General features: G+C 41.7%; 13 protein-coding genes, 1 tRNA gene and 4 pseudogenes. 6 read left to right on the top strand and 12 right to left on the bottom strand.

Going from position 1 to position 21,608, the window contains the following annotated elements; translation table 11 throughout:
• Positions 1-217: 217 nt before the first annotated feature.
• The gene (locus M1E93_RS16405; protein WP_104873195.1) at positions 218-1,417 is read right to left on the bottom strand and encodes a nicotinamide mononucleotide deamidase-related protein YfaY; all 1,200 of its coding nucleotides are present in this window, start codon (positions 1,415-1,417) and stop codon (positions 218-220) included.
• A 539-nt stretch (positions 1,418-1,956) separates the two neighbouring features.
• Positions 1,957-2,717: pseudogene (locus M1E93_RS16400) on the bottom strand (IS5 family transposase).
• Positions 2,718-2,881: 164 nt separating this feature from the next.
• On the opposite strand from M1E93_RS16400, the gene M1E93_RS16395 reads away from it, so the two are divergent.
• Both M1E93_RS16395 and yegD read left to right on the top strand, forming a co-directional pair.
• Positions 2,882-3,208 carry a CPBP family intramembrane glutamic endopeptidase gene (locus M1E93_RS16395; protein WP_426207022.1) on the top strand — a complete coding sequence of 109 codons (327 nt, stop codon included), beginning with the start codon at positions 2,882-2,884 and terminating at the stop codon, positions 3,206-3,208.
• Positions 3,209-3,281: 73 nt separating this feature from the next.
• Complete coding sequence (gene yegD / locus M1E93_RS16390; protein ID WP_004917421.1) at positions 3,282-4,634, top strand: molecular chaperone; 1,353 nt, start codon at positions 3,282-3,284, stop codon at positions 4,632-4,634.
• A gap of 54 nt (positions 4,635-4,688) precedes the next feature.
• Here yegD and M1E93_RS16385 read toward each other — a convergent pair whose 3' ends face one another.
• From M1E93_RS16385 to M1E93_RS16365, 5 genes and pseudogenes are all read right to left on the bottom strand, one after another.
• The gene (locus M1E93_RS16385; RefSeq protein WP_004917422.1) at positions 4,689-6,401 is read right to left on the bottom strand and encodes a lysophospholipid acyltransferase family protein; all 1,713 of its coding nucleotides are present in this window, start codon (positions 6,399-6,401) and stop codon (positions 4,689-4,691) included.
• A 470-nt stretch (positions 6,402-6,871) separates the two neighbouring features.
• Positions 6,872-7,456 (bottom strand): HutD/Ves family protein, encoded by a 585-nt coding sequence (locus M1E93_RS16380; protein ID WP_014657390.1) that lies wholly within the window; start codon positions 7,454-7,456, stop codon positions 6,872-6,874.
• Between the two features lie 224 nt (positions 7,457-7,680).
• Positions 7,681-8,778 carry an acyltransferase family protein gene (locus M1E93_RS16375; RefSeq protein WP_014657389.1) on the bottom strand — a complete coding sequence of 366 codons (1,098 nt, stop codon included), beginning with the start codon at positions 8,776-8,778 and terminating at the stop codon, positions 7,681-7,683.
• Positions 8,779-8,783: 5 nt separating this feature from the next.
• Positions 8,784-11,321: a penicillin acylase family protein gene (locus M1E93_RS16370; protein ID WP_104873194.1), complete on the bottom strand. Its 2,538-nt coding sequence runs from the start codon at positions 11,319-11,321 to the stop codon at positions 8,784-8,786.
• Positions 11,322-12,073: 752 nt separating this feature from the next.
• Positions 12,074-12,259: pseudogene (locus M1E93_RS16365) on the bottom strand (hypothetical protein); the annotation flags it as partial.
• Positions 12,260-12,358: 99 nt separating this feature from the next.
• On the opposite strand from M1E93_RS16365, the pseudogene M1E93_RS16360 reads away from it, so the two are divergent.
• Positions 12,359-13,305, top strand: a pseudogene (locus M1E93_RS16360) (IS30 family transposase).
• A 340-nt stretch (positions 13,306-13,645) separates the two neighbouring features.
• Here M1E93_RS16360 and M1E93_RS16355 read toward each other — a convergent pair.
• From M1E93_RS16355 to M1E93_RS16345, 3 genes and pseudogenes are all read right to left on the bottom strand, one after another.
• A complete protein-coding gene (locus M1E93_RS16355) occupies positions 13,646-13,870 on the bottom strand; it encodes a transposase (RefSeq protein WP_072197236.1) in 225 nt (74 codons plus the stop codon).
• 116 nt (positions 13,871-13,986) lie between these two features.
• Positions 13,987-14,352: pseudogene (locus M1E93_RS16350) on the bottom strand (Arm DNA-binding domain-containing protein); the annotation flags it as partial.
• Positions 14,353-14,645: 293 nt separating this feature from the next.
• A tRNA-Leu gene (locus tag M1E93_RS16345) sits at positions 14,646-14,730 on the bottom strand.
• A 464-nt stretch (positions 14,731-15,194) separates the two neighbouring features.
• On the opposite strand from M1E93_RS16345, the gene ampH reads away from it, so the two are divergent.
• On the top strand, positions 15,195-16,421 hold the full coding sequence (gene ampH / locus M1E93_RS16340) for a D-alanyl-D-alanine-carboxypeptidase/endopeptidase AmpH (RefSeq protein WP_004915965.1): 1,227 nt from the start codon (positions 15,195-15,197) through the stop codon (positions 16,419-16,421).
• A 592-nt stretch (positions 16,422-17,013) separates the two neighbouring features.
• Positions 17,014-17,436: a hypothetical protein gene (locus M1E93_RS16335; protein ID WP_004915963.1), complete on the top strand. Its 423-nt coding sequence runs from the start codon at positions 17,014-17,016 to the stop codon at positions 17,434-17,436.
• A 79-nt stretch (positions 17,437-17,515) separates the two neighbouring features.
• Here M1E93_RS16335 and lptG read toward each other — a convergent pair whose 3' ends face one another.
• A complete protein-coding gene (lptG, locus tag M1E93_RS16330) occupies positions 17,516-18,592 on the bottom strand; it encodes an LPS export ABC transporter permease LptG (RefSeq protein WP_004915962.1) in 1,077 nt (358 codons plus the stop codon).
• A complete protein-coding gene (lptF, locus tag M1E93_RS16325; RefSeq protein WP_004915961.1) occupies positions 18,592-19,689 on the bottom strand; it encodes an LPS export ABC transporter permease LptF in 1,098 nt (365 codons plus the stop codon). The genes lptG and lptF overlap by 1 nt, the downstream gene beginning before the upstream one ends.
• Before the next feature lie 278 nt (positions 19,690-19,967).
• On the opposite strand from lptF, the gene pepA reads away from it, so the two are divergent.
• Positions 19,968-21,479: a leucyl aminopeptidase gene (gene pepA, locus M1E93_RS16320; RefSeq protein WP_004915960.1), complete on the top strand. Its 1,512-nt coding sequence runs from the start codon at positions 19,968-19,970 to the stop codon at positions 21,477-21,479.
• The last annotated feature ends 129 nt before the right edge of the window (positions 21,480-21,608 follow it).

Here is a 21,608-nt window from a genome sequence, read left to right as displayed (position 1 = left end):
AAAATCGATTTTTCTAACCATTTAAATTCATCTTAAAAATTCTTATTTCTCGCCCCCGAAACTTAAATAAAATGAATACCCTTATGTTTATTAAGTAAAAATACCAATATTTGAAATATAATATAAAAACCCTAGGTAAACCCACTAATCGATGATGATTATGTGTGATTAAAAAACGCTGTGTTTTGACATATCAAACACAGCGAAGATTGTAATATTAACGAACTAATGTCTCTGATTGCGCTAACCACTCATATTGGCCAAAAACGTCGCGCCCCTTGAGCCAACGTTGCAACATATCCAACATTAACATCACACTGACATCTTGTTTGACCTTAGTACTGTGATTACTTGGCATATAACGTACACGCTGGGCATAGCTTTTTTCGGATGTATATAATGCTAATGATAGACAGCCATCGTTAGCGCCTCCAACCGCTAAACCAATATGTGCTTTTTCTTGTTTAGCGACCTCACTAGCATGGCCTATCAGTGCTAATAAACTCTGGTCTTCTTGTTGGTTTATCACTTTACAGCCATTGAGTGGGGCCGATACTGCATTTAAAGTCCAATTGAGTAAACCTGCGCTAAACTCTTCACAAATAGCAATCCTAAGCTGTTTTTCATTTAACTCACGGCATATCACGCTAGGTAAGCCTTCAATACCCTCAAAAACTACATTTTCACCAACACCTTCTTTGATCACTTGCCATTGCGCTAACATTTCCTCTTTCAATGTTGCAGGCCCTGTGAGTTTCAATTCAATAATAGGCATAGAGGAGCGGTATCCAAGTACACAGCCTTCCGGAAGAGCGAGTGAATCAAATTGCTTAGCTAAACTACTCTCACTTCGTCCAAAACTGGCTAAACGTAGGCATAACGGGGGTTCGTTCAATGGATATCGTTGGCGTAATCTTGGCAAAATTTGATCATGTACCATCACTTTAAACTCTGAAGGTACGCCAGACGTAAAAAATAACCAACAACCATTGAGCTCCATGGCAAAACCACATGCCGTACCAATCGGGTTATCCACCAATTCGGCACCTTCCGGTAACAGCGCTTGCTTACGATTCGTTTCTGGCATTACCCATTCTCTGGAAGCAAAATAGCGTTCCATAACCGTAATCCATTCAGCATGCTCAACTAAGGGCACCCCAGCAGCCGTTGCTGCCGCCAAAGTACTTAAATCATCACGAGTTGGTCCTAGTCCACCATTAACGATCAGAATATCTGCATGTTGACTTCGCGCTTGTAAAGTGTGTACTAGGTCGTTCAGATTATCACCAACTGTCGTTCGCCCACTCAGTGGGAAGCCTTCTTGAAAAAAGCAATCAGATAACCAAGCTGCGTTAGTATCAATAATTTGCCCATGCAGTACCTCATCTCCGGTACTTAACATCTCTACAATTAGCATCCATAAGCTCCAGTTTGCGAATGTTTAATGATTTTCCATTAAGCTACCCTATATTGGCATTCGCTAAAATAAATATTTGAGATAACTTCGTTAAATTTACTCATTCCTCTATTTTTCTTTGGTATGACTTTTTATTACTCACTCATAGAGGCGCTAACTAATTGCTATACAATGCATTTAATAGATGAATTTATCTAAAATTTTTGTATATTAACTAAGTGAAATTAAGGAATTTAACGTTGTTATTAAAAAAGGATATACTTATATGAATCCACCTAAAAGCCGCCTCACTCATTTACTCATTTGCATCGGAGCATTTGTCGCTTGGTTTTTTTCTTCATTCATTATACTGTTGATGCCTAATGCACTTTTGTTACTGCAATCCCAATATGCTATCCCCGCTATATCATTGCTATTACTGTTGCCTTGCGCCTTAGTTTGTTGGTTTTTTTACCAAAATAGCTTCAAACTTATGCCTATCGGTAAAACCAATTTAAATGAATTAAAACTCCCCATCTTGGCTATATTTGGCTTAGAACCTATCCCAATAGGATTTTATTCCAGACAATGATGGCACAGGCAAGATGCAGCATTGCCTCATAATTCTCGACCTTCTTCTCCCAACGAGTCAGGACACGACGGTAGCGATTCATCCAACTGTGTGTTCTCTCTACAACCCAGCGGTGGGCCTTAAAATCCGTGTTTTTGATGGCTTCTGATTCATCCTTCCGTGACTGGATATGAGGTTCATAGCGACGACTTTTCAGATACGCTCCCAACCATTCCGCTTCATACCCTTTGTCCATGCACAACCGGAGCCTCTTGCCCGGTCTGCCCGTCTGGAGGGCATCGAGCGTATCCGCAACCAGCTTTATGTCGTGCGTATTTGCTCCAGCGACAACCAGTGCAAGCGGAAGCCCGTTCCCGTCAGTCATCAGACTGCGCTTTACGCCCCGTTTCCCTCGGTCTGTTGGGTTCTTGCCTGTTTTTTTGAGCCTGCCAGCGGTGATTTGGTCATACAACCATCCATCGACAGCCACGACCAGTCAATAGCGTCCAACTGTTCGCAAGCAAGCAACCCGTTTTGCCAGAAGCGTTCAAATACGCCAGCATCCCGCCACTCCTGAAATCGGCGATGAGCAGAGCTTGACGAGCATATACCGGTGGCATTTAGCGCATTCCACTGGCAACCCGTCCTGAGTACGAAGAAAATGGCGTTCATTGCAGCGCGATTATCAACCCGCTTGCGGTGCGTACCCAGCGGGTGTTGAGTTCTATGCTCCGGGATGAGAGGAGCCATTTTCTCCCAGAGTTCATCACTGATTTGCCACTTATTACCTACCATACGTTGCCCTCATAAATTATCATTATGTATTATCTGACAATTCCTTTTGGGATAGGTTCTTAATATTTCTCAATATGCTATTGGGAGCACAAGAAGAGTGGCTTGAAAGTATCAGTCACATGACTGGCTTTGCCTTTTTTCTCTATGTAATAACGATTATTATCGCAGCCCCGATTAGCGAAGAAATTATATTTAGAGGCTTTTTACTTAATGCGGGCATGTGGTATGGCACGGCTGGAAAATGGATAGCCATTATCGCTTCTTCATTTTTATTTGCTTCAATACACTCACAGTATCAATCTGTAAATACCCTTATTACTATCTTTATAATGGGCGCTATTTTATGCCATGTAAGGATCAGCACTCGCTCATTAATTGCACCAATATTACTCCACGCTTTAAATAACACGATTGCGACTATATTCATATTTGCAATGTCATTTTAGTAGTGGTAATTCGCCAGCGCTTCCGGTAAAGTTTGCCGCCTTTTCGGCGAGTAATTAAAGCATTGGGGGCAAAATGTTTATTGGTTTTGACTACGGAACATCAAACTGCGCGGTCGCAATTATGGATAAGGGAAAGCCTACACTGTTACCATTAGAAGGTGATAGTGCTTATATTCCGTCAACCCTTTGCGCGCCAACTCGAGAATCTGTTTCTGAACATTTATTCCGTCATCTTAATATATTACCGTCAGATGAAGTGGGCGAACAAATACTGAGGCGTTCCATCGCATATAACCGTGAAGAAGGGATTGAACTACTTCCTGAGGATATTGTTTTTGGCCAAGCAGCATTAGAGCTATACCTAAAAGATCCTCGCGATGTCTATTATGTCAAGTCACCAAAATCCTTTCTTGGTGCTTCAGGCCTTCACGAAGTGCAACTCAGTTTCTTTGAAGATTTAGTGTGCGCCATGATGGCGAATATTAAACAAAAAGCCGAACTGCATTTACAACACACAATTACTGATACTGTCATTGGCCGCCCAATTAACTTTCATGGCCGTGGTGGTGAATTAGCTAATCAGCAAGCTGAAGCTATTCTTATTAAAGCCGCAAAACGCGCTGGGTTTAAAAATATTGCCTTTCAATTTGAGCCAGTTGCCGCTGGGCTTGAATATGAAGCGGCTTTAACGCAAGACCAAACTATATTAGTTGTCGATATCGGTGGAGGCACAACCGACTGTTCACTGATCAATATGGGGCCAAGTTATCAAGGTAAAACCGACCGAACAGCAAGTCTATTAGCTCACACCGGTCAACGTATTGGAGGTAACGACCTTGATATTTATTTGGCTTTAAAACAATTAATGGACTCATTTGGTATGAGCAGCCAAACAGTATCTGGAATTAAAATGCCGATAAGCCAGTTTTGGAATCCTATCGCGATTAATAATGTGGAAGCACAAAAAGAATTTTATGCAAAACAGAATTTAACAGCGCTCAATCGATTACGCCAAGAGGCACAAGAGCCTGAAAAATTGCTGCGTCTTATTGAGGTTTATAATGAAACCCTTGGCTATCGCTTAGTGCGCCGCGCTGAAGAAGCGAAAATTGCTTTATCAGACAGTGAAAATTACTTGGCTCATATTGAATTAATGAATGAGACTCTCGAAATTAATATTCACCGTGACCAGATGGTAGAGGCTATCGAATCACCAAAAAGTAAAATGATAGAGCTGGTTAAAGAAGCCGTGACACAAGGTGGTGTGCAACCAAACGCGATATTTATGACAGGAGGCTCTGCCCAATCCCCCGTCCTATGTCAGGCCATAAAACAAGAATTACCCAATATTCCTATTGTCCGAGGCAATGATTTTGGCTCAGTCACCGCTGGCCTCACCCGTTGGGCTGAGATCTGCTTTAGATAATCGATACAAACGCCGTATGCCATACGGCGTTTTTTCTTTGCATAATAACTTAGATTACGTTTGGTTATCTTGGTGAACCGCTACATACCGCTGATAACGAGAAGGTTTCAACTTCGTCAAATCCACCAATACCAAGCCATCAATACAATTGTTGAAAGCAGGGTCGGTTCCAAAATCAATAAACTGTACGCCACCCGGCTCACATAGCTCGGTGTATTGCTTATATAAGGTTGGAATCGAACAGCCAATATTATTCAACAGACTTTTTAGCTTAACTAAATCTTCGTGATAATTATTCCCTGAAAACTGTGCTAATACCTGTGGTAATGAGGCAGGATACGGCTGGCGAGACTGTGCCAACGAATGATCCGCTGAGAAATAGAGGCGATAAAACGTAATTAATAGATCACGAGCGGCAATTGGCATCGTACCCGATATCGAAACAGGCCCAAATAAGTAACGATATTGCGGGTATTTTGCAAGATAAGCGCCAATACCTAACCAAAGATAGTCAAGACCACGCTTACCCCAATAAGTAGGTTGAATAAAACTACGGCCTAATTCAATCCCTTGCTCAAGTATCGGTAGCATCTCTTTATCGTAATGAAATAACGTATAACTGTAGATACTTTCGATGCCCTTTTTCTTCAACTGCTCGGCAGTAGGAATAAATCGATAAGCGCCAACAATTTCTAATGCATCTTCATCCCATAAAACGAGATGATAATAGTCATCATCATAGCTATCTAAGTCGCGCCGCCTTCCTGAACCCTCACCGACAGCACGAAAAGCAATTTCACGTAATCGACCTAATTCACGTAAGATAGGCGTTCTATCCTCATCTTTTCTACGATACAGAAAAATCGCCTTACCATCTGGGGCTGTGCCTAACCGCTCACACGCCATCAATGCTTTTTTCAATTCTAAGCGATCTTCCGGTAATGCAATGGCAGATTCACTGGTAAAAAGCCCTTTTTTTCCTTGCCCAAGAAGATAAACATGGCGGCGAAAACGTTCTGCGAGATCATGCGATCGAGTATGCCCATCATGCCAATGAGTAAATGGGATACGGCCACCAATTCGAATTTTTATTCTGCCATCACGCTGCTTAAACATTTCTCGTACGAGCAATAATGTCGATAATGGACGGTATATTAATGAGGTTAAATAAAATAGAGGGCTATTACGACCAGTAACGTGAATAGGTACAATTGGCGCACGAGCTTTGGCCGCTAAACGTAAAAAACCAGTATGCCAATGACCATCCCGGATCCCTTTCGCACTTAATCGGGAAACTTCACCAGCAGGAAATAAAATCAAAGCCCCTTGCTTATTTAAATGCTCTTGCATTGCCTCAATTTGTTTGCGGCTAGTGCGATTCCCCATATTATCAACAGGAACAAATAAGCTACTCAGTGGCTCAATATAATTCAAAAACTGATTTGCTACGATTTTAACATCTGGGCGAATTGTCGCGACCGTACGTAATATTGCTAAACCATCCAAAGAGCCTATCGGGTGATTAGCAACTAATACAAGAGGACCTTGAGAGGGAATATTTTCTAAATCGCCATCAACTAACTCACAACGAATATTAAAGTACTCGACGATTTGCTCAACCAGATCTAAACCTTTTAGGTGAGGATAATTTTCAGAAAATTGTTTAAATTCTTTTTCAAATAGCAGGAACTTTAGTAAATTCCGTTTCCAAGCGGGAGGCGCTCGGTCTGGGAATACATCTTGTAGCAAAGCATCCAAACTAAACATCTTAATTGTCTCCTAGTTTAGCTATTGCAAACCTAAGCTAGAACAATGGCAGTAGCGTGTCAATTTAATGACAAAACGGTTAAACTCATCCAATAATGACAATATCCCTATCTTATGAGTTACAAATAAAAAACATAATATATTCAATTAATTAATATTCTATAAATACAACACAGCTCAATTATGGATAAACCTTGATCCTACCACAACTATATATAGCTTAACCCTACGTTTTATGACCTTTTTAATCTATTTTGATATTTTTATTATCATACTCAATCAAAAATATTCACTCGTCATATTCTGATAATGAACTAATTTGATTAGTTTATCCTTGATTAAAAATTTACAGAGTATTTTTTATAAAAATAAAGTAGATTACGCTATAAGATGAGGATGAAAAATAGTATTAATTTACCGCTGTTATTAGTAAACGACAAATAACAGCGATTTTATTGTTGGCAGTAACTTTACTTAGCAAATAATTCAATCAGGCAAAAGTCACTCTTTGGTTGAGTGACAAGGTTATATTGCAAAGAATTTCCATCATTTTCCACCAATAATGTTTCAAATTCTTTTAAAGTATGCGAGTTCAAACCAATGGTAACGCCAAGCTCGCCACTAGCATTAAATATTAATACCCTGTCAGCATCACTTATCCACTGCGTCACATTGTGTGTATTGAACCATTGCAGACGAGCGATGTACTTATCAGGGTTATAGATAAGATTGAAATCGCGAATAGCCTCACCTAATAGCTCAGCATACACATCACTTTCACCATGAAATGCAAAAAATTGTTTTTGACGGAGTGTTACAGGAGAATTTTTATCCACCTGCAAGGTTAGCCCTTCTCCGCCATCTAATACACCAATAATCCGTTTCCTACTCGGAAAATAAGAAAAGGCTCCAGCCGCTTTCACATCGGCAATAGAAACTCGCCAATCAAAATCGGTTAATCCTACACCGTGACTACGCGCAATTTCTAAAGTAAAACCTTGCCCATTTTTCCATGGCATTTTTTGGTAGTTTTTCGCTGTTAACACTCGGATCATGGTTTAAATCAACCTTTAAGTAATCGTGTCAGTTTAGTCAGTAAACATATACTAAAAGGGAAAACTCCTCCAGTATCAGAGTCAAAATCATATCGTGTTAACCGACTTATCGGAGATGAGCGAAAAAGCCTCCTTGCTTAATTGAAATACCATGACTGACTTCATTATCACTGACTCATTTTAGGGAGAGTGGATATTTTTTTACGCGATAACAAAGCCACAACTTAATGTAGCACCTTCAATCTTTCCACATATCGTCCAACGAACAACCCAATAAACATGATCCCCAACGCGATCAAAAACGTAGTGATAAATAATACCCACAAATTCTGATACACATAAGGTTGCACAATCCCATAAGCAAAGATTAGCAAAGGGAAATGCAGAATATAGATCGTATAAGAGCTCGGCGTTAATTGTTTACCAGGTAAATAAAAACGAACGCGGTGAAAACTCATCAAATAAAATAAATAGCAGAAACTAATGCCACACAAAGTGCCATACAACGCCAACAAATATTTTTGCTTGTCGAAACTGAATGGAAAATAAAAAACGCCAACCACAGCTAATGTCAATAGTGTTAAAGCAATCAAGCTAAAACTGGTAATGAGCGTTTTTCGTTTTAATTGATACTGGTGATTATGAAGCAGTGCAGCAATCACACCACAACACCAAATTAAGGCATACAAGAAAAAAGTATAATTCAATACACTAAGAGTGAGTAATAATAGAATACCGATAATCGTACACCAACGCTGATTAGGCATCATAAATAAGGCAAACAGTGTATAGAACCAAACCTCAAATGGTAATGACCAAAATGCAAAGTTACTTGGTGGAGTATCTGTAATAAAGCCGTTGATAAACAACAATACTCCCACAAAGCTCTTAACATCCAGCGCCATTCTCGCCTGAGTCATCGTATCGCTAATAATATTAATGTCACGGCTACCACTAGCAAAAAAATAGGGAGAGATAAAATATAAAAGTAGTAAGACAAAACAGCCTAAATAAAAAGGCGGCAAAATACGATTTAACCGTGAAGTTGCATAGCGCCTTACTTTAAAGTAAGTATTTCGTTGAATATTGTAGCTAACCGACTTACAAATCAAAAAACCACTTAACGCAAAAAAAGCCATGACACAGCTATGACCAAATAAATATAGCGGCAGCATCACGATAGGCCATACTGGATATAAAAAGACTAAATATGCATGCCCAAATAATACTGTCGCGGTACAAAATCCCCTTAACATATCCAATTGTTCAGAAACATTTGGGTCAATCGGTGCAAAACGTTGGAATAATTTATTAGAGATCATCGGTATTAATGCGCCTGTGTTGAAAGTGAGCGAGGCACAAACTGCAACACGTTATCGCTGTACCACTGGGATTGCCCTTCCGGACTAAAAGGAAGGTTTTGATATTTTCCTTTCAACCAATCCTCAATATTATCGGCATAATGACGACTTGCAGGATTGGCAGACTGCCCCGCATTATTCATTACCCATACTGGATCTTGTTGGCTGAAATCAACAATTAAGCGCATTGCAGGGATCAACAAAGTATCAAAATTATCGCCCATACTATAGCTGGAAATATTGACCGTATTGAGATTTCCACCCGCTGGATAAGGGCCTCGATTCAAATAGCTATCGAGTCGATCAATCGTCCTGCGTTGTTCTTTTGGAAGATATTCCGCCATTTGTGATGACAAGCTATTCCATTGATAGCGGTGTAATTTCCCCCACTGCCAACGTGAATAATTTTTGCCAAATTGCTTTTCACCTTGTTGGTTAGCCAGTGCTAATGAATAGGCAATGATTTTCGCTTTACCGCTACGAGCCGGGTCCGATTTTTGCCAAAAAGGACTCGCATTGGCACTTTTGTCATCTTGCCAAAGCAGATGCTCAGCTTGCGCTGAATAAGATTTGGAGCTTTCAACAAACGCCTTCCACGCCTGCGGTGAATCGACGAAGCGATCTGCAAATAATTGTTGGCTGAACTGAGCTAAAAATAAGTTATACAGCGCCGCACCAGCACTATCGGCATGCAGGTAACCATCAAATGCCAACAAGCGTTGTTGAGCTAGCCTCGCTTGTTGTTGTTCTGATTGTGGGAGTTGAGCGATCGCGTTTTGTAATGCAGGGTCTCTGAGATAAACCTGTAACTTCGTCACCATAGGGTCGAATTGATCATACTGCATCTGCTGCATGCTATCTAAATTATGTCGATCCGTTGCATTCAATAGCGCTGAAATTCGTTCAAAACGTTCTGGGTGCGCCCATGTTTGAGAAAAATTAACAGGATAGCCCTTCTCTACAACTCGCTGATTTGCAGTCGCCAACCAACCTTTTCGAGTTTTAATTGAGGTTGGATAATGCTGATTAGACACCCTGCCGATCCAATCATATTCCCCTTCCCATGCCGGAGAGGGAAATAACCCAAGCCCTTTTTTGCGCAATGGATAACTTCCCGTTAATTGCCAGCCAATTTGTTGCTTATCGGCGAACAGCATATTAACGGAGATCACGCTAATTTCTTTTGCTAATTTAATGGCTTGGGAAACACTCTTTTGTTTAGGTAGATCCATTAACGCATCGATACTAATATCATCGGTAGCGGGCAGTAGGCTACTAAAGGCGATCCCGTATTGCGTTCTGACCTCAAGGGGTTGCAGCAAATAACTGCGCTCTTTCAGCGACTCATTTAGCAACACACCATGTTGCGTATGATAGACATTTTCGACTCTATCGGGGCGACCTTTTACATGAAACACGGTTTGAGTTTGCTTTACCGGATACCATTGCTGTTGATAGAGATATTCAAATCCATTGTCCGTTTCTCTGATCTGCTCCAAAAATAGATCCTGATTATCCGCCATCACCATGGTATATCCCCACGCCAGATCAGGGGCTGCACCTAATACAATCGCGGGGATCCCTGAGATCGCCGCACCAGCCATAGATAGCTCAGGAGTTTCAATCTGAATAAAACTCCATAAAGAAGGTAAGCCGATTGGAAGGTGGGTATCATTAGCCAGTAATGTACCATTGTGTTGTGTGAGATCTGCGGTTACAGCCCAGTTATTGGATGCCATAACATCATGTAAATGAATATTTTTTAGAGATTGGCTAGCAAGTGTTAACTGGTCGATGTCTTGTTTAAACGGTTCTAAATTTAGCCCTTGCAATTTCTTTGCTTCTTGGTGAGGAAGAGGCTCATCAGGATAAGTTGGAAATAGCCAAGGTAGCATATCAGCCCCCAACTGCTGAGCAACGATTAAGCTATCAATCTCTTCATGCAGGTTTCCCGCCAAGCCGAAATTAGCGAGAGATAGAATTAAAATTGCATCATCGGGGCGCCATTTCGGAACAACATAATCTGCCGCTGATAAATCCATTGGTAGTTTATCTTGATGATTATCTAACCAAAGATTGACACCATTGGCATAAGCTTCAAGATAACGACGATTTTGTGGACTGACATTTCGATATAAAATAGTCGTCGCTTCACGAAAACCCATTTTGCGCATAAAACTATCAATGCCAACGGCCGGTTCGCCCAGGTATTCTGCTAAACGACCTTCTGCCGTGAGGCGCATCAGCTCCATATGGCTAATGCGTTCTGATGCATGAATATAACCCCATGTTAAATAAACGTCTTCAAGGTTTTGCCCTTTGATTAAAGGAACGCCCATTTGGTTATAACGTACAGTAGTGGGGGCTTTTAACCCTGCAAGAACCACTTGTCCTTCTGTTTTAGGGAGGGTATCAGCATAGTAGTTATTGAGTAAGCTGTGACAGCCAGATAGCAATAGTACCCCGCTGATAATACAAGATAAAAACAGTCCTTTGCGTTCCATCTATTGCCCCATATATCAGAACTACCACCAAAGAATTTCTCATTATAGGCATGACCTAAAGTTAAATTAAATAAGGGGATTCTTATCGTGGTATAGGGGGATTTATCTTCCACTAGCTTCAATGATGATGAATAACGTTTTATCTATTTTTGCTGATATACAGATAAGTTAAGGACGTTGAGTAATGGATATGTATAGACAACGAATGGAAAATTGAAACTTTCACAACAATACTCGAAAAAATATGTTTGCTTCGTTTAATATGACGCTAAACACGTTACCCGCACACGAGTATCTTACTTGCTAACCACAGAATGTTGGTTAGTTCTGACCTATCAGTTAATTTTACAATTATTATTAGCTTCTACGACCTTACACAATATTTACACTGGAATTTTTGAATTCTGAAAACGTTGTCAATGCTTATCAGCTGACTTAATTTTCCGTATAATCCGTTGTTTTTCTTTGCTTATTTTCTTAAAACGATTTGGCGATTACCAATAATCCATACAAATATCGTCAAACTAAATTTTTGTCGTCTTACAAACCATTTTTCTATAGCGAATTTGCAAAATAAGGTAGATTCAAAATCAAACATCAATGTATTTTTATAGATGTAATGTTATTCTGATTAGGTTACAGACGATCTGTCCACTCCCCATTAATCGTGATGCTGGTGGGCTCACCAACATCATTAACTTTAGTATGCCTTACAAGGCAACATTAACTTGTATTGTATAAGTGATCTACTTTTAATCTTTTTCTGCATCATTGAACCACTTAGGCATAGGGTTTTCATCTATAGATAACTTGATAAAAGAATCATCGCCGTTTTGATTCTTTATACATCTTATTTCTTCAAACCCCCATTTTCCATTTCTATCAGAATAATAGACAGTATACTTATCAGCATGAAAACCAAAATATCTTTCTCGCGAATTCAGATAATAAGTGCAACGCTCGGTCATGTTAGATGGAAGGACGGTTAGCTACTGATAAGCTATCCTGCTCTTCCGACCAAAGATGAGCGAGTAAGTATGAAGTATCAGCAACTAACCGAAGGACAACGATACCAGATATCGATACTGCGTGAGGATAATTTATCCTGCCATGAGATAGGTATCCGTATCGGTGTAAGCAAGTCCACGGTCTCCCGTGAACTGAGGCGTAACACTTCAGATACTGGTTATAACCCACAACAGGCACACCAGAAGTGCTGTGATAGGCGGCTGTCATCTGCCAAAAGGACAATTCCTCAGCAGACCATAGATTTCGTGATATTTGCTCTGGAGTGGAAGTGGAGTCCTGAGCAAATAAGTGCAATTGGCAGCATTATTGGTCTTAGCGTCAGCCATGAATGGATTTACCAGTATATCTATGCGGATAAGCGTAGCGGTGGCGAGTTGTACAGGCATCTTAGGCAGGGCAAACGGCGATATCGTAAGGGCTACGGGCAGAAACGAGGGCGCATCCCTGATGCGGTATCCATTGAGCTACGGCCGTCAGTCGTCGAGACCGTAGCCGTCTGGGGGACTGGGAGGCCGATTTGGTGCAGGGTAAACAGGGCACTGGTGCTATCGTGACACTGGCAGAACGCAAAAGCCGTATTTACCTGACAAAAAAGGTGTTTTCAAAGGATGCGGTGGAAGTCAGTAAGGCCATTATCTCACTGCTGAGTGAGTATCAGGATGTATGTCACACAATAACGTTCGATAACGGTCTAGAGTTTAGTGAGCACAAGGCGATAGCAGAAGCACTGAACGCAGATACGTACTTTGCCCATCCGTATGCCTCGCATGAGCGTGGGCTGAACGAGAATACGAATGGGTTGTTAAGACAGTTTATCCCGAAAGGAACAGACCTGCGGACAGTGACAGAAGAAGACTTACAACGCTATCAGGGAGCGTTGAACAGCAGGCCACGCAAGTGTCTGGGGTTCAGACAACCTTCGGTGGTGTTTGCGGAGCTAAGAAAGGCGGCTTAGCGTTGCACTTCGGACTTGAATCCGCCTCTTTAGGATTACTTATTTTCCTCTGCCCACAATATGCTGAGGTTTTCCACTCAAAATTTGTAGCAAAATCAAGTGATAACACCATGAAATTGCCCATCCATATTGGGGCCAAAGTTAATGTAATTGAAGTAATGCCGATAAGAAGTAAGTTTGAGCCAAGCGTAATAGGCAGAACGACTTGTTTTCATTAAATTGCAGAGCTTCAGCACGGGAAACTGTGAAGATAATTGCTTAATCGTTTTAAACGCTACTTGGTTTCCTTTAGCAGGAGGGCGCTGGCTTTTTTAGGATTTCTTTCTCCATCCTAAGTTCTTTAATTTCCTTTCGAAGCCTTAATTAATAGCTCAGCTCTATCATCTGAATTCAAGCTGTTACCCGATTGCTCAGCGTCGAATTTTGCTTTCCAGTTATAAAATAATTTATCGGTGATCCCTAAAGAAGCTGCCGCTTTTGGCACGCTATAGCCTGGCTCGGTGACTGATGCGACCGCCTCTTGCTTAAACTCAGTAGTATAAATTCTGTTTGTTCGTTTTTTCATTTTACACCTCAATAATTGGATTATATTCCATTATTAAAGTGTCTTGTTTTATTAAAGCAGAACACTAGCATAGGAAATATTAAAACAAAACACATCACAAGATAAGGATGGCCTTATGACCACTTTTTATTGGTCGCGTGCCAATCACGAGCAACTTTCTCAACGGTATTGAATTCCTTTTGCTGCTCTTCCTTTAATTCTTTCTTGTGTTCGCGTGGATAAATACCTAAAGTAACTTGCTTTCTGGCTGCATCTCTTCTTTCTCTGGCATCTGCTAAAGAGATCTCAGGGTATACACCAAAAGCCATCAAATGTTGTTTACCGCCAAAGCGAAAACGGAAACGGAAACGGAAACGGAAACGGAAACGCCAGTATTTAGAACCATTGGGGTGAATATACAGAAACAAGCCATCACTGTCTGTCAGTGTGTAAGCTTTCTCGTCTGGTTTAGCTGCACGAACTTTCGTATCAGTTAATGCCATATTTTTTGTTCTCTTCCCCCCAGACTGGGTATATATACGAGATATCTCAGATGATTTCGCGTTACATAGATAACTACGTGCCTACGCTACAGGATGCGCCTGCATGTACTATCATTAGCAATGCCATCAATAATGCATAATAAATATTATCGAAGCGACAGATATACTCACAAGGAGGCTAATACGGGTTGGCCTGGATTGACATTCATTGACTAAAAATGCGAGGAAAGCCTTGCGGATACTGGATTTCAGGCACAAAAAAAGACGCCGGTTGACGTCTCTTGATGTTCTTATGGTGCCGAAGGCCGGACTCGAACCGGCACACCCGAAGGCGGTTGATTTTGAATCAACTGCGTCTACCAATTCCGCCACTCCGGCACGAAGTGATGTGTTTCTTGGAAAACGTGGCTATTATACTTGCCTTGTCTCGACTAGCAACATTTATCTTGATTATTCAGTTTGTTCGATTAAAAAAAAAGCATGTTGCTTAATATCTCCCTGATTGATATACCGTCCTGCTTTCTAAAATTGAATAACTACTCTCTCTATTAGCCATTTAATGCTTTTTGCTTAATGATCAGCCTAGACATATGTTACTTTAGTCAAATATTTGATTTAATCATTTGCTTCATCAAGGCTGCTGGCGACTTCATACGATTTTTGCTAGCGTATGCACATTGTTGAATTAGTAAAGGTATTTATACATGGGTTTTATAGGCTGGATAGCGACTGGCGTAGTTATTGGCATCCTAATAGGTGCATTAATGAAGGTCTTCGCTAAGAAAAAATAACCTTGGTCTGCTCGACCATCTGCAAAATTACCTATCGGCTGGCTCCTAAACATGAAGAGATCGTTTCTAAAAATTCTGTCAGTGTCTGCATTGTCTCTCGCATTAGCAGCTTGCTCAACGACGACAGAAAAACAACCTAAGTTTTTACAAGGCAATAATGACGCTGAGTCGAATGACTGGCGAGTGTTTGAAGGCGATAGAAGAACCTATGAGCGGGTTGCGAAGATTGTCGATCTGTATGCAAATCGCATTTTTAACGAAAGCGATGCTCGGGGCATGGCAATCATTGTTATTGATAATAACCAAACACTATCACGCTATTATGGGGAAACCGCCCCCGGAAATGGTAAAAAACCGGGCCCTCATTCGCTAGTTAGGATTGCCTCTATCACTAAGTTAATGACCAGTGAAATCTTAATTAAGCTGGAGCAGGATAAAAAATTACTGATAACGGATCCTCTACAACAATACAGTTATCATGGCGTCACTGTACCTGATAATAGTAGTGGCCACCCTATCCGTTTATACCATTTAGCAAGCCATACCAGCGGATTACCACGTGAGCAGCCGGGGGGGAAATGGGGTAGACCTGTTTTTATTTGGCCAACGCAGGATAATCGTTGGAACTGGCTAAAAAATGGTAAACTCGATGCGACACCGGGAACCGAAGCTGCTTACTCAAACCTTGCTTATGATCTGCTTGCTGATGCAATGGTTAAAGCATCGGGGCAGTCCTATCCACAGTTGTTCAGTCGTTATGTAACTTCTCCAGCCAAAATGACCGAAACAACCTATACGCCTAACGCCTCTCAATGCGCAAGGTTGATGGAAGGCACTAAGCCAAGCCCATGCCATAACACGTTAGCGGCGGCAGGAAGCGGTGGTGTCTATTCTACGCCTGCGGATATGCAAAAGTGGATGCAGCAATTTTTATCGACGGATAAAAACCTAAGAAAAGCCACAGCAGCACGTGAGCAAGGTATTTACTTCCCAAGAGAAAAATTACTTGATGTCAAAGGCATGGATGTTGCAGGTCATGCGGATGGTATTGGCCTTGGCTGGGTTTATATGAAGCCACAAAATGGTCGGCCGGGGATTTATCAGAAAACGGGTGGTGGAGGTGGGTTTAATAGCTATATGGCGATGATCCCACAACAAAATATCGGCGTTTTTGTGGTGATGACCCGCAAAGACAGCAGTAAGTTTAGTAAGTTAACCGTGGGGGTTAATGATATGGTGGCCGCTCTATCGGCTAACCATGCGTATGGAAAACATTGAAAGCGTACCGCCGACGCAATGAATGCACTGGCGAGTTATGCCCCAACCCTAAGACACTATTTTATTCAACTTGTTGTCCTTAAATTAGCAATGGGTTGATAAATAACCATTTGTTGTCATTGCTAAACAGCAAATTTTCTCAACTGTTACCGAGCGATTTTGGTCGGTAACAGTCCTTGCAGCGCTAAAAAAGCCAGATGCGCTTAACTTTTATCCTTTGTTATCGCCAACCATAATGTATTGAATGCACGGCGAGTGATACTAACTCTAAATGCCCTTAAATTAGCAATAGGTTGATAAATAACTGCGTGTTGTCATTGCCAAACAGCAAATTTTCTCGACTATTACCGAGCGATTTTGGTCGGTAACAGTGCTTACCCGCTTAATTTTTATCCTTTGTGATCACGATAATAACCAGTAAGAACCTATTTAATAGAGTGACAGCACGCATCACGGCACAAATCTTTTTATATTATATTGATGGCTTATTAATACTGTTCTTACTGTATAACTATCAATCATTGGTTTTTGCAAGCACCAAGACATATTCATCGCAATACTAGTGACATAAACAATTCAAGGAGAGAATTTTATGTCATCAATTATTATTAAAACGCATGGTGAGAAAGGGTTGCTGCAAATGCGAGATGGCACTTTTGCGAAAGTGACTAACGCCAATTGCCATGCGCTGCTAGCGGATAAAATTAAAGGCATAAAACAGAGCCCTTCGCTTATAAAACTATGTAGTTGTCATAGTGCTGAAGGGGGGCGATTCTCAAATGCACAAGTCATGGCCAATCAATTAAAACTCCCTGTAATGGGGTTTTATGGCATCACGCACGAGAATATCGTGAAAGCAGCTACTGGCAATAAAAAAGCACACCCTATTTTCCATCCTCAAGAAAATAAATTAAATGCCAAAATAAGTGAGCTAGGTAATCGATTTATTGGTAACTTACTCAAAATTAGAATTTTTATTACTCATCCAACTCTCCCTGAGCCTTTCAAGTATTGATTGGTTTAATACAAATAAATAAGCCACCGCATTATTCAATACGATGGCTTATTGGAATATTATCGATTTTAAAATTGGCTTACTTACGTTTCACCAGCAAGACAATACTGACCCCAAGGAATAGGACGCTTGGTAGTAACGCCGCAATAATAGGCGGTATGGAGTAGACCAAACTCCACTTACCAAACCCTTCATTTAGGACATAAAACAGGAAGCCACCAACAATCCCAGAGACGACACGTACCCCCATCGGTACAGTACGTAATGGACCGAAGATAAATGAAACGGCCATAAACATCATCACTGCTGCGGATAGAGGCGCTAAGATCTTTTTCCACATACTCAATTCATAGACTGCGGCTACCTGCCCACTCTCTTTTAAGTAAGCGATATATTGATAAAGCCCGCGAATCGAAAGGGAGTCTGCACTCAAGGAAACGATACCGAGTTTTTCGGGTGTCAGGTTCGTTTTCCACTCATAAGTTAAGCGCTGGGAGCCCGTAATTTTTTTCTCACTACTTAAAATAGACTCATCAACTTGAGACAACACCCACAATTGATTGTCTTTGTCATAAGCGCCGCTTGAAGCAAACATCACCGATGTTAACTTATGCTGCTCATTAAAGCGGTAGATAGACACTTCTTGAATCGATGTGGTATCAGAGACGCGTTGAATATGAATAAAATCAGGGCCATCTTTCGCCCACATCCCTTCATCTGTCACAACTAATGAGTTACCCACAATTTTTTCTGCGCGATAATTTCTCGCCCATTGATCTGCGCTTGGGGCAACCCATTCGCCAATCAACATCGCCACAATAACCAGAGGGATCGCTGTTTTCATCACGGACAGTGCAATTTGCAAGCGTGTAAAGCCAGAAGCTTGCATAACCACCAGCTCACTACGTGATGCTAAAGCACCTAACCCTAGTAACGCTCCGAGCAGCGCCGCCATCGGAAAGAAAATATCGATATCTTTTGGGATCGTTAATAACGTAAATACCCCAGCGCCTAGGGTCGTATATTCACCATCACCAACTTTACGTAGTTGCTCGACAAATTTGATGATCCCTGAAAGGGACACCAACATAAACAAGGTCATTAAAATAGAGTTGAGGATGGTTCGTCCAATGTACCTGTCTAAAACACCAAACATCAGGCAGCCCCTCTATTAAATTTGACGCGTAAACGGCGCATTGGCACGGTATTCCATACGTTTAGGATAATCGCTAAAGCCAGATACCCTAAGTTAACTGCCCACATTGCATATTTCGGATCGACATCCCCTTTTTCTGCGCTATTACGCAATGTACTTTGTAATAGGAAGAAAATAAGATACAGCAACATGGCTGGCAGCATGCTCAATACCCGCCCTTGACGAGGGTTCACTTCACTCAGCGGCACTACCATTAATGCCATCACCACCACCGAGAAGACAATCGTCAAACGCCAATGGAATTCTGCATTGGAATCAAAGTCATTCGCCTTCCATAACTGAAGCATATTTTTTTGTTCGACTCTATCATTGCGGGCATCACTTGGTTTGTGATCAATAACCGCCTGATAATTTTTAAAGTCGGTGATGCGGAAATCACGTAATAATGCCGTTCCTTCGTAGCGAGTTCCTTCATCCAATACCACAATTTGTCGGCCATCGGCATCTTCTCGCATATAGCCACTATCGGCGACCACTACCGATGGGCGCTGTTCATTAGTGGCGCGCAATTGTGCTAAGAAGACATTTTTAAAGTCATTACCTTTGACGTCGCCAATATACAATACGATGTTTCTATCTTTGGTGGTTTTGAATTGCCCTTCCACCATGGCAGCTAGCCCAGGGTTAGCTTTAGCGTCTGCCAGCACCTGTTCTTGATATTGCGACGACCAAGGAAGCATCCACGCAATATTGCCTATTGCGACCAATGCGGTCAACGTTGCAAGCACCAGAGCGGCCTTAACCAGAACGCTTTTCCCGAGTCCGCATGCATGCATCACCGTAATTTCACTTTCGGTGTACAGTTTGCTGTATGTCATCAGTAGCCCAAGAAATAGGCTTAAAGGGAGGATCAATTGCGCCATTTCAGGCACGCCCAATCCCAGTAACGGTAATACTAAATCTGAAGGAATATTTCCCTGAACAGCAGCCCCGAGAATATCGATGGACTTCTGACTAAAAAAAATCAACATTAGCACAAAAAGGATAGCTAGCTGACTTTTCAGGGTCTCCCGTACCAAATATCTAATAATGATCACGCTTATACGCCTGTGAAAACTTGTCTTTTGGGTGGAAAATGGCTAAGTTCGTTCAATATCTACCATTTGTTAACATATACTCTGGCTCATTGTATGACTAGAATGATATAAAAGCATTCTCTATACTGATTACCCAATCAGAACATGCTTAATATTATTGAAATACCAGATATCTGCTCAGTTTAACATAAAGAGTTCATTCTCTATGAGGTAGATTATGCTGTAACGCTAATTTTAGCGGGAGCATGGGCCTTTGTCTTTAAGATTCAGGAGAACGCATGGAGTTTAGTGTAAAAAGTGGTAGCCCGGAAAAACAACGTAGCGCATGTATCGTTGTCGGAGTCTTTGAACCACGCCGTCTGTCCCCTATAGCTGAACAGCTGGACAAAATAAGTGACGGATATATCAGCGCCCTGCTGCGCCGCGGGGAACTTGAAGGTAAAGTAGGGCAATCCCTACTACTCCATCATGTACCAAATATCCTGTCTGAACGTATTCTACTCATCGGCTGTGGTAAAGAACGTGAGCTAGATGAGCGTCAATTCAAACAGATTATTCAGAAAACAATCAGCACATTGAATGAAACTGGTTCAATGGAAGCCGTCTGTTTTTTAACTGAGTTACACGTTAAAGGCCGTAATAATTATTGGAAAGTACGTCAAGCTGTTGAAACGGCAAAAGAGTCGCTCTACGTCTTTGATCAATTGAAAAGCAATAAAACGGAACATCGCCGTCCACTGCGTAAGTTGGTTTTCAATGTGCCAACACGCCGTGAATTAACGAGCGGTGAGCGTGCTATCGCCCATGGACTCGCCATTGCGTCCGGTGTTAAGGCAGCGAAAGATCTCAGCAACATGCCACCAAACATTTGTAATGCGGCATATTTAGCATCACAAGCACGTCAATTAGCTGACATTTCTGAAAATAGGCTGACAACACGTGTTATCGGTGAAGAGCAGATGAAAGAGCTAGGCATGAATGCTTACCTCGCTGTTGGTCAAGGCTCACAAAATGAATCGCTGATGTCTATCATGGAGTACAAAGGTAACCCTGATCCTGAAGCGAAACCTATTGTATTAGTCGGTAAAGGCCTCACATTTGACTCAGGTGGTATTTCTATCAAGCCAGCAGATAGCATGGATGAAATGAAATATGACATGTGCGGTGCTGCAACGGTTTACGGTGTGATGCGTTTTATCACCGAATTGCAGTTGCCAATCAACGTGGTCGGTGTGCTGGCTGGCTGTGAAAATATGCCAGGAGGACGAGCCTATCGTCCAGGTGATATCCTCACCACGATGTCAGGGCAAACGGTTGAAGTACTTAATACTGACGCCGAAGGTCGTTTAGTGCTATGTGATACCCTCACCTATGTCGAGCGTTTTGAGCCGGAATTGGTTATCGATATCGCCACATTGACAGGGGCTTGTGTAATTGCGTTAGGTAGCCATTACACTGGCTTAATGTCAAACCACAACCCTCTGGCTCATGAGTTATTAAACGCTTCTGAGCAAGCGGGTGACCGTGCATGGCGCTTACCGTTAGCTGATGAATACTATGAGCAAATCAGCTCTAATTTTGCTGACTTAGCCAATACAGGTGGTCGTCCTGCGGGTGCAATTACTGCGGGCTGCTTCCTCGCTCGTTTTGCGACCAAATACAATTGGGCGCACTTGGATATTGCTGGTACAGCATGGCGTTCAGGTAAAGCAAAAGGCGCAACAGGCCGTCCTGTGTCATTGTTGTCACAGTTCTTACTGAACCGCGCTGGCCTGAACGGCGACGATTAGTCTTAATTGATGTCCTATAATGACGCGAGTTACAGACCATTGCGTTGTAACTCGTGTCATGGGTCTAGACGCTAAATAGCTCAAGGTGTAGCGAGTCAAATTGGCGTTGCAACTTGAACTATGACGAGT

Origin of the sequence: Providencia sp. PROV272 (genome assembly GCF_049901975.1) — a bacterium.
Lineage (GTDB): Bacteria > Pseudomonadota > Gammaproteobacteria > Enterobacterales > Enterobacteriaceae > Providencia > Providencia stuartii.
This window is presented reverse-complemented; position numbering and strand designations above follow the sequence as displayed.

Bases quoted from the DNA above. Each gene is read 5' to 3' on its own strand.
- M1E93_RS16395 (WP_426207022.1), top strand. From the start codon at position 2,882: ATGACTGGCTTTGCCTTTTTTCTCTATGTAATAACGATTATTATCGCA.
- ampH (WP_004915965.1), top strand. From the start codon at position 15,195: ATGAAGAGATCGTTTCTAAAAATTCTGTCAGTGTCTGCATTGTCTCTC.
- yegD (WP_004917421.1), top strand. From the start codon at position 3,282: ATGTTTATTGGTTTTGACTACGGAACATCAAACTGCGCGGTCGCAATT.
- M1E93_RS16375 (WP_014657389.1), bottom strand. From the start codon at position 8,778: ATGATCTCTAATAAATTATTCCAACGTTTTGCACCGATTGACCCAAAT.
- pepA (WP_004915960.1), top strand. From the start codon at position 19,968: ATGGAGTTTAGTGTAAAAAGTGGTAGCCCGGAAAAACAACGTAGCGCA.
- lptG (WP_004915962.1), bottom strand. From the start codon at position 18,592: ATGTTTGGTGTTTTAGACAGGTACATTGGACGAACCATCCTCAACTCT.
- M1E93_RS16335 (WP_004915963.1), top strand. From the start codon at position 17,014: ATGTCATCAATTATTATTAAAACGCATGGTGAGAAAGGGTTGCTGCAA.
- M1E93_RS16405 (WP_104873195.1), bottom strand. From the start codon at position 1,417: ATGCTAATTGTAGAGATGTTAAGTACCGGAGATGAGGTACTGCATGGG.
- M1E93_RS16355 (WP_072197236.1), bottom strand. From the start codon at position 13,870: ATGAAAAAACGAACAAACAGAATTTATACTACTGAGTTTAAGCAAGAG.
- M1E93_RS16370 (WP_104873194.1), bottom strand. From the start codon at position 11,321: ATGGAACGCAAAGGACTGTTTTTATCTTGTATTATCAGCGGGGTACTA.
- M1E93_RS16380 (WP_014657390.1), bottom strand. From the start codon at position 7,456: ATGATCCGAGTGTTAACAGCGAAAAACTACCAAAAAATGCCATGGAAA.
- M1E93_RS16385 (WP_004917422.1), bottom strand. From the start codon at position 6,401: ATGTTTAGTTTGGATGCTTTGCTACAAGATGTATTCCCAGACCGAGCG.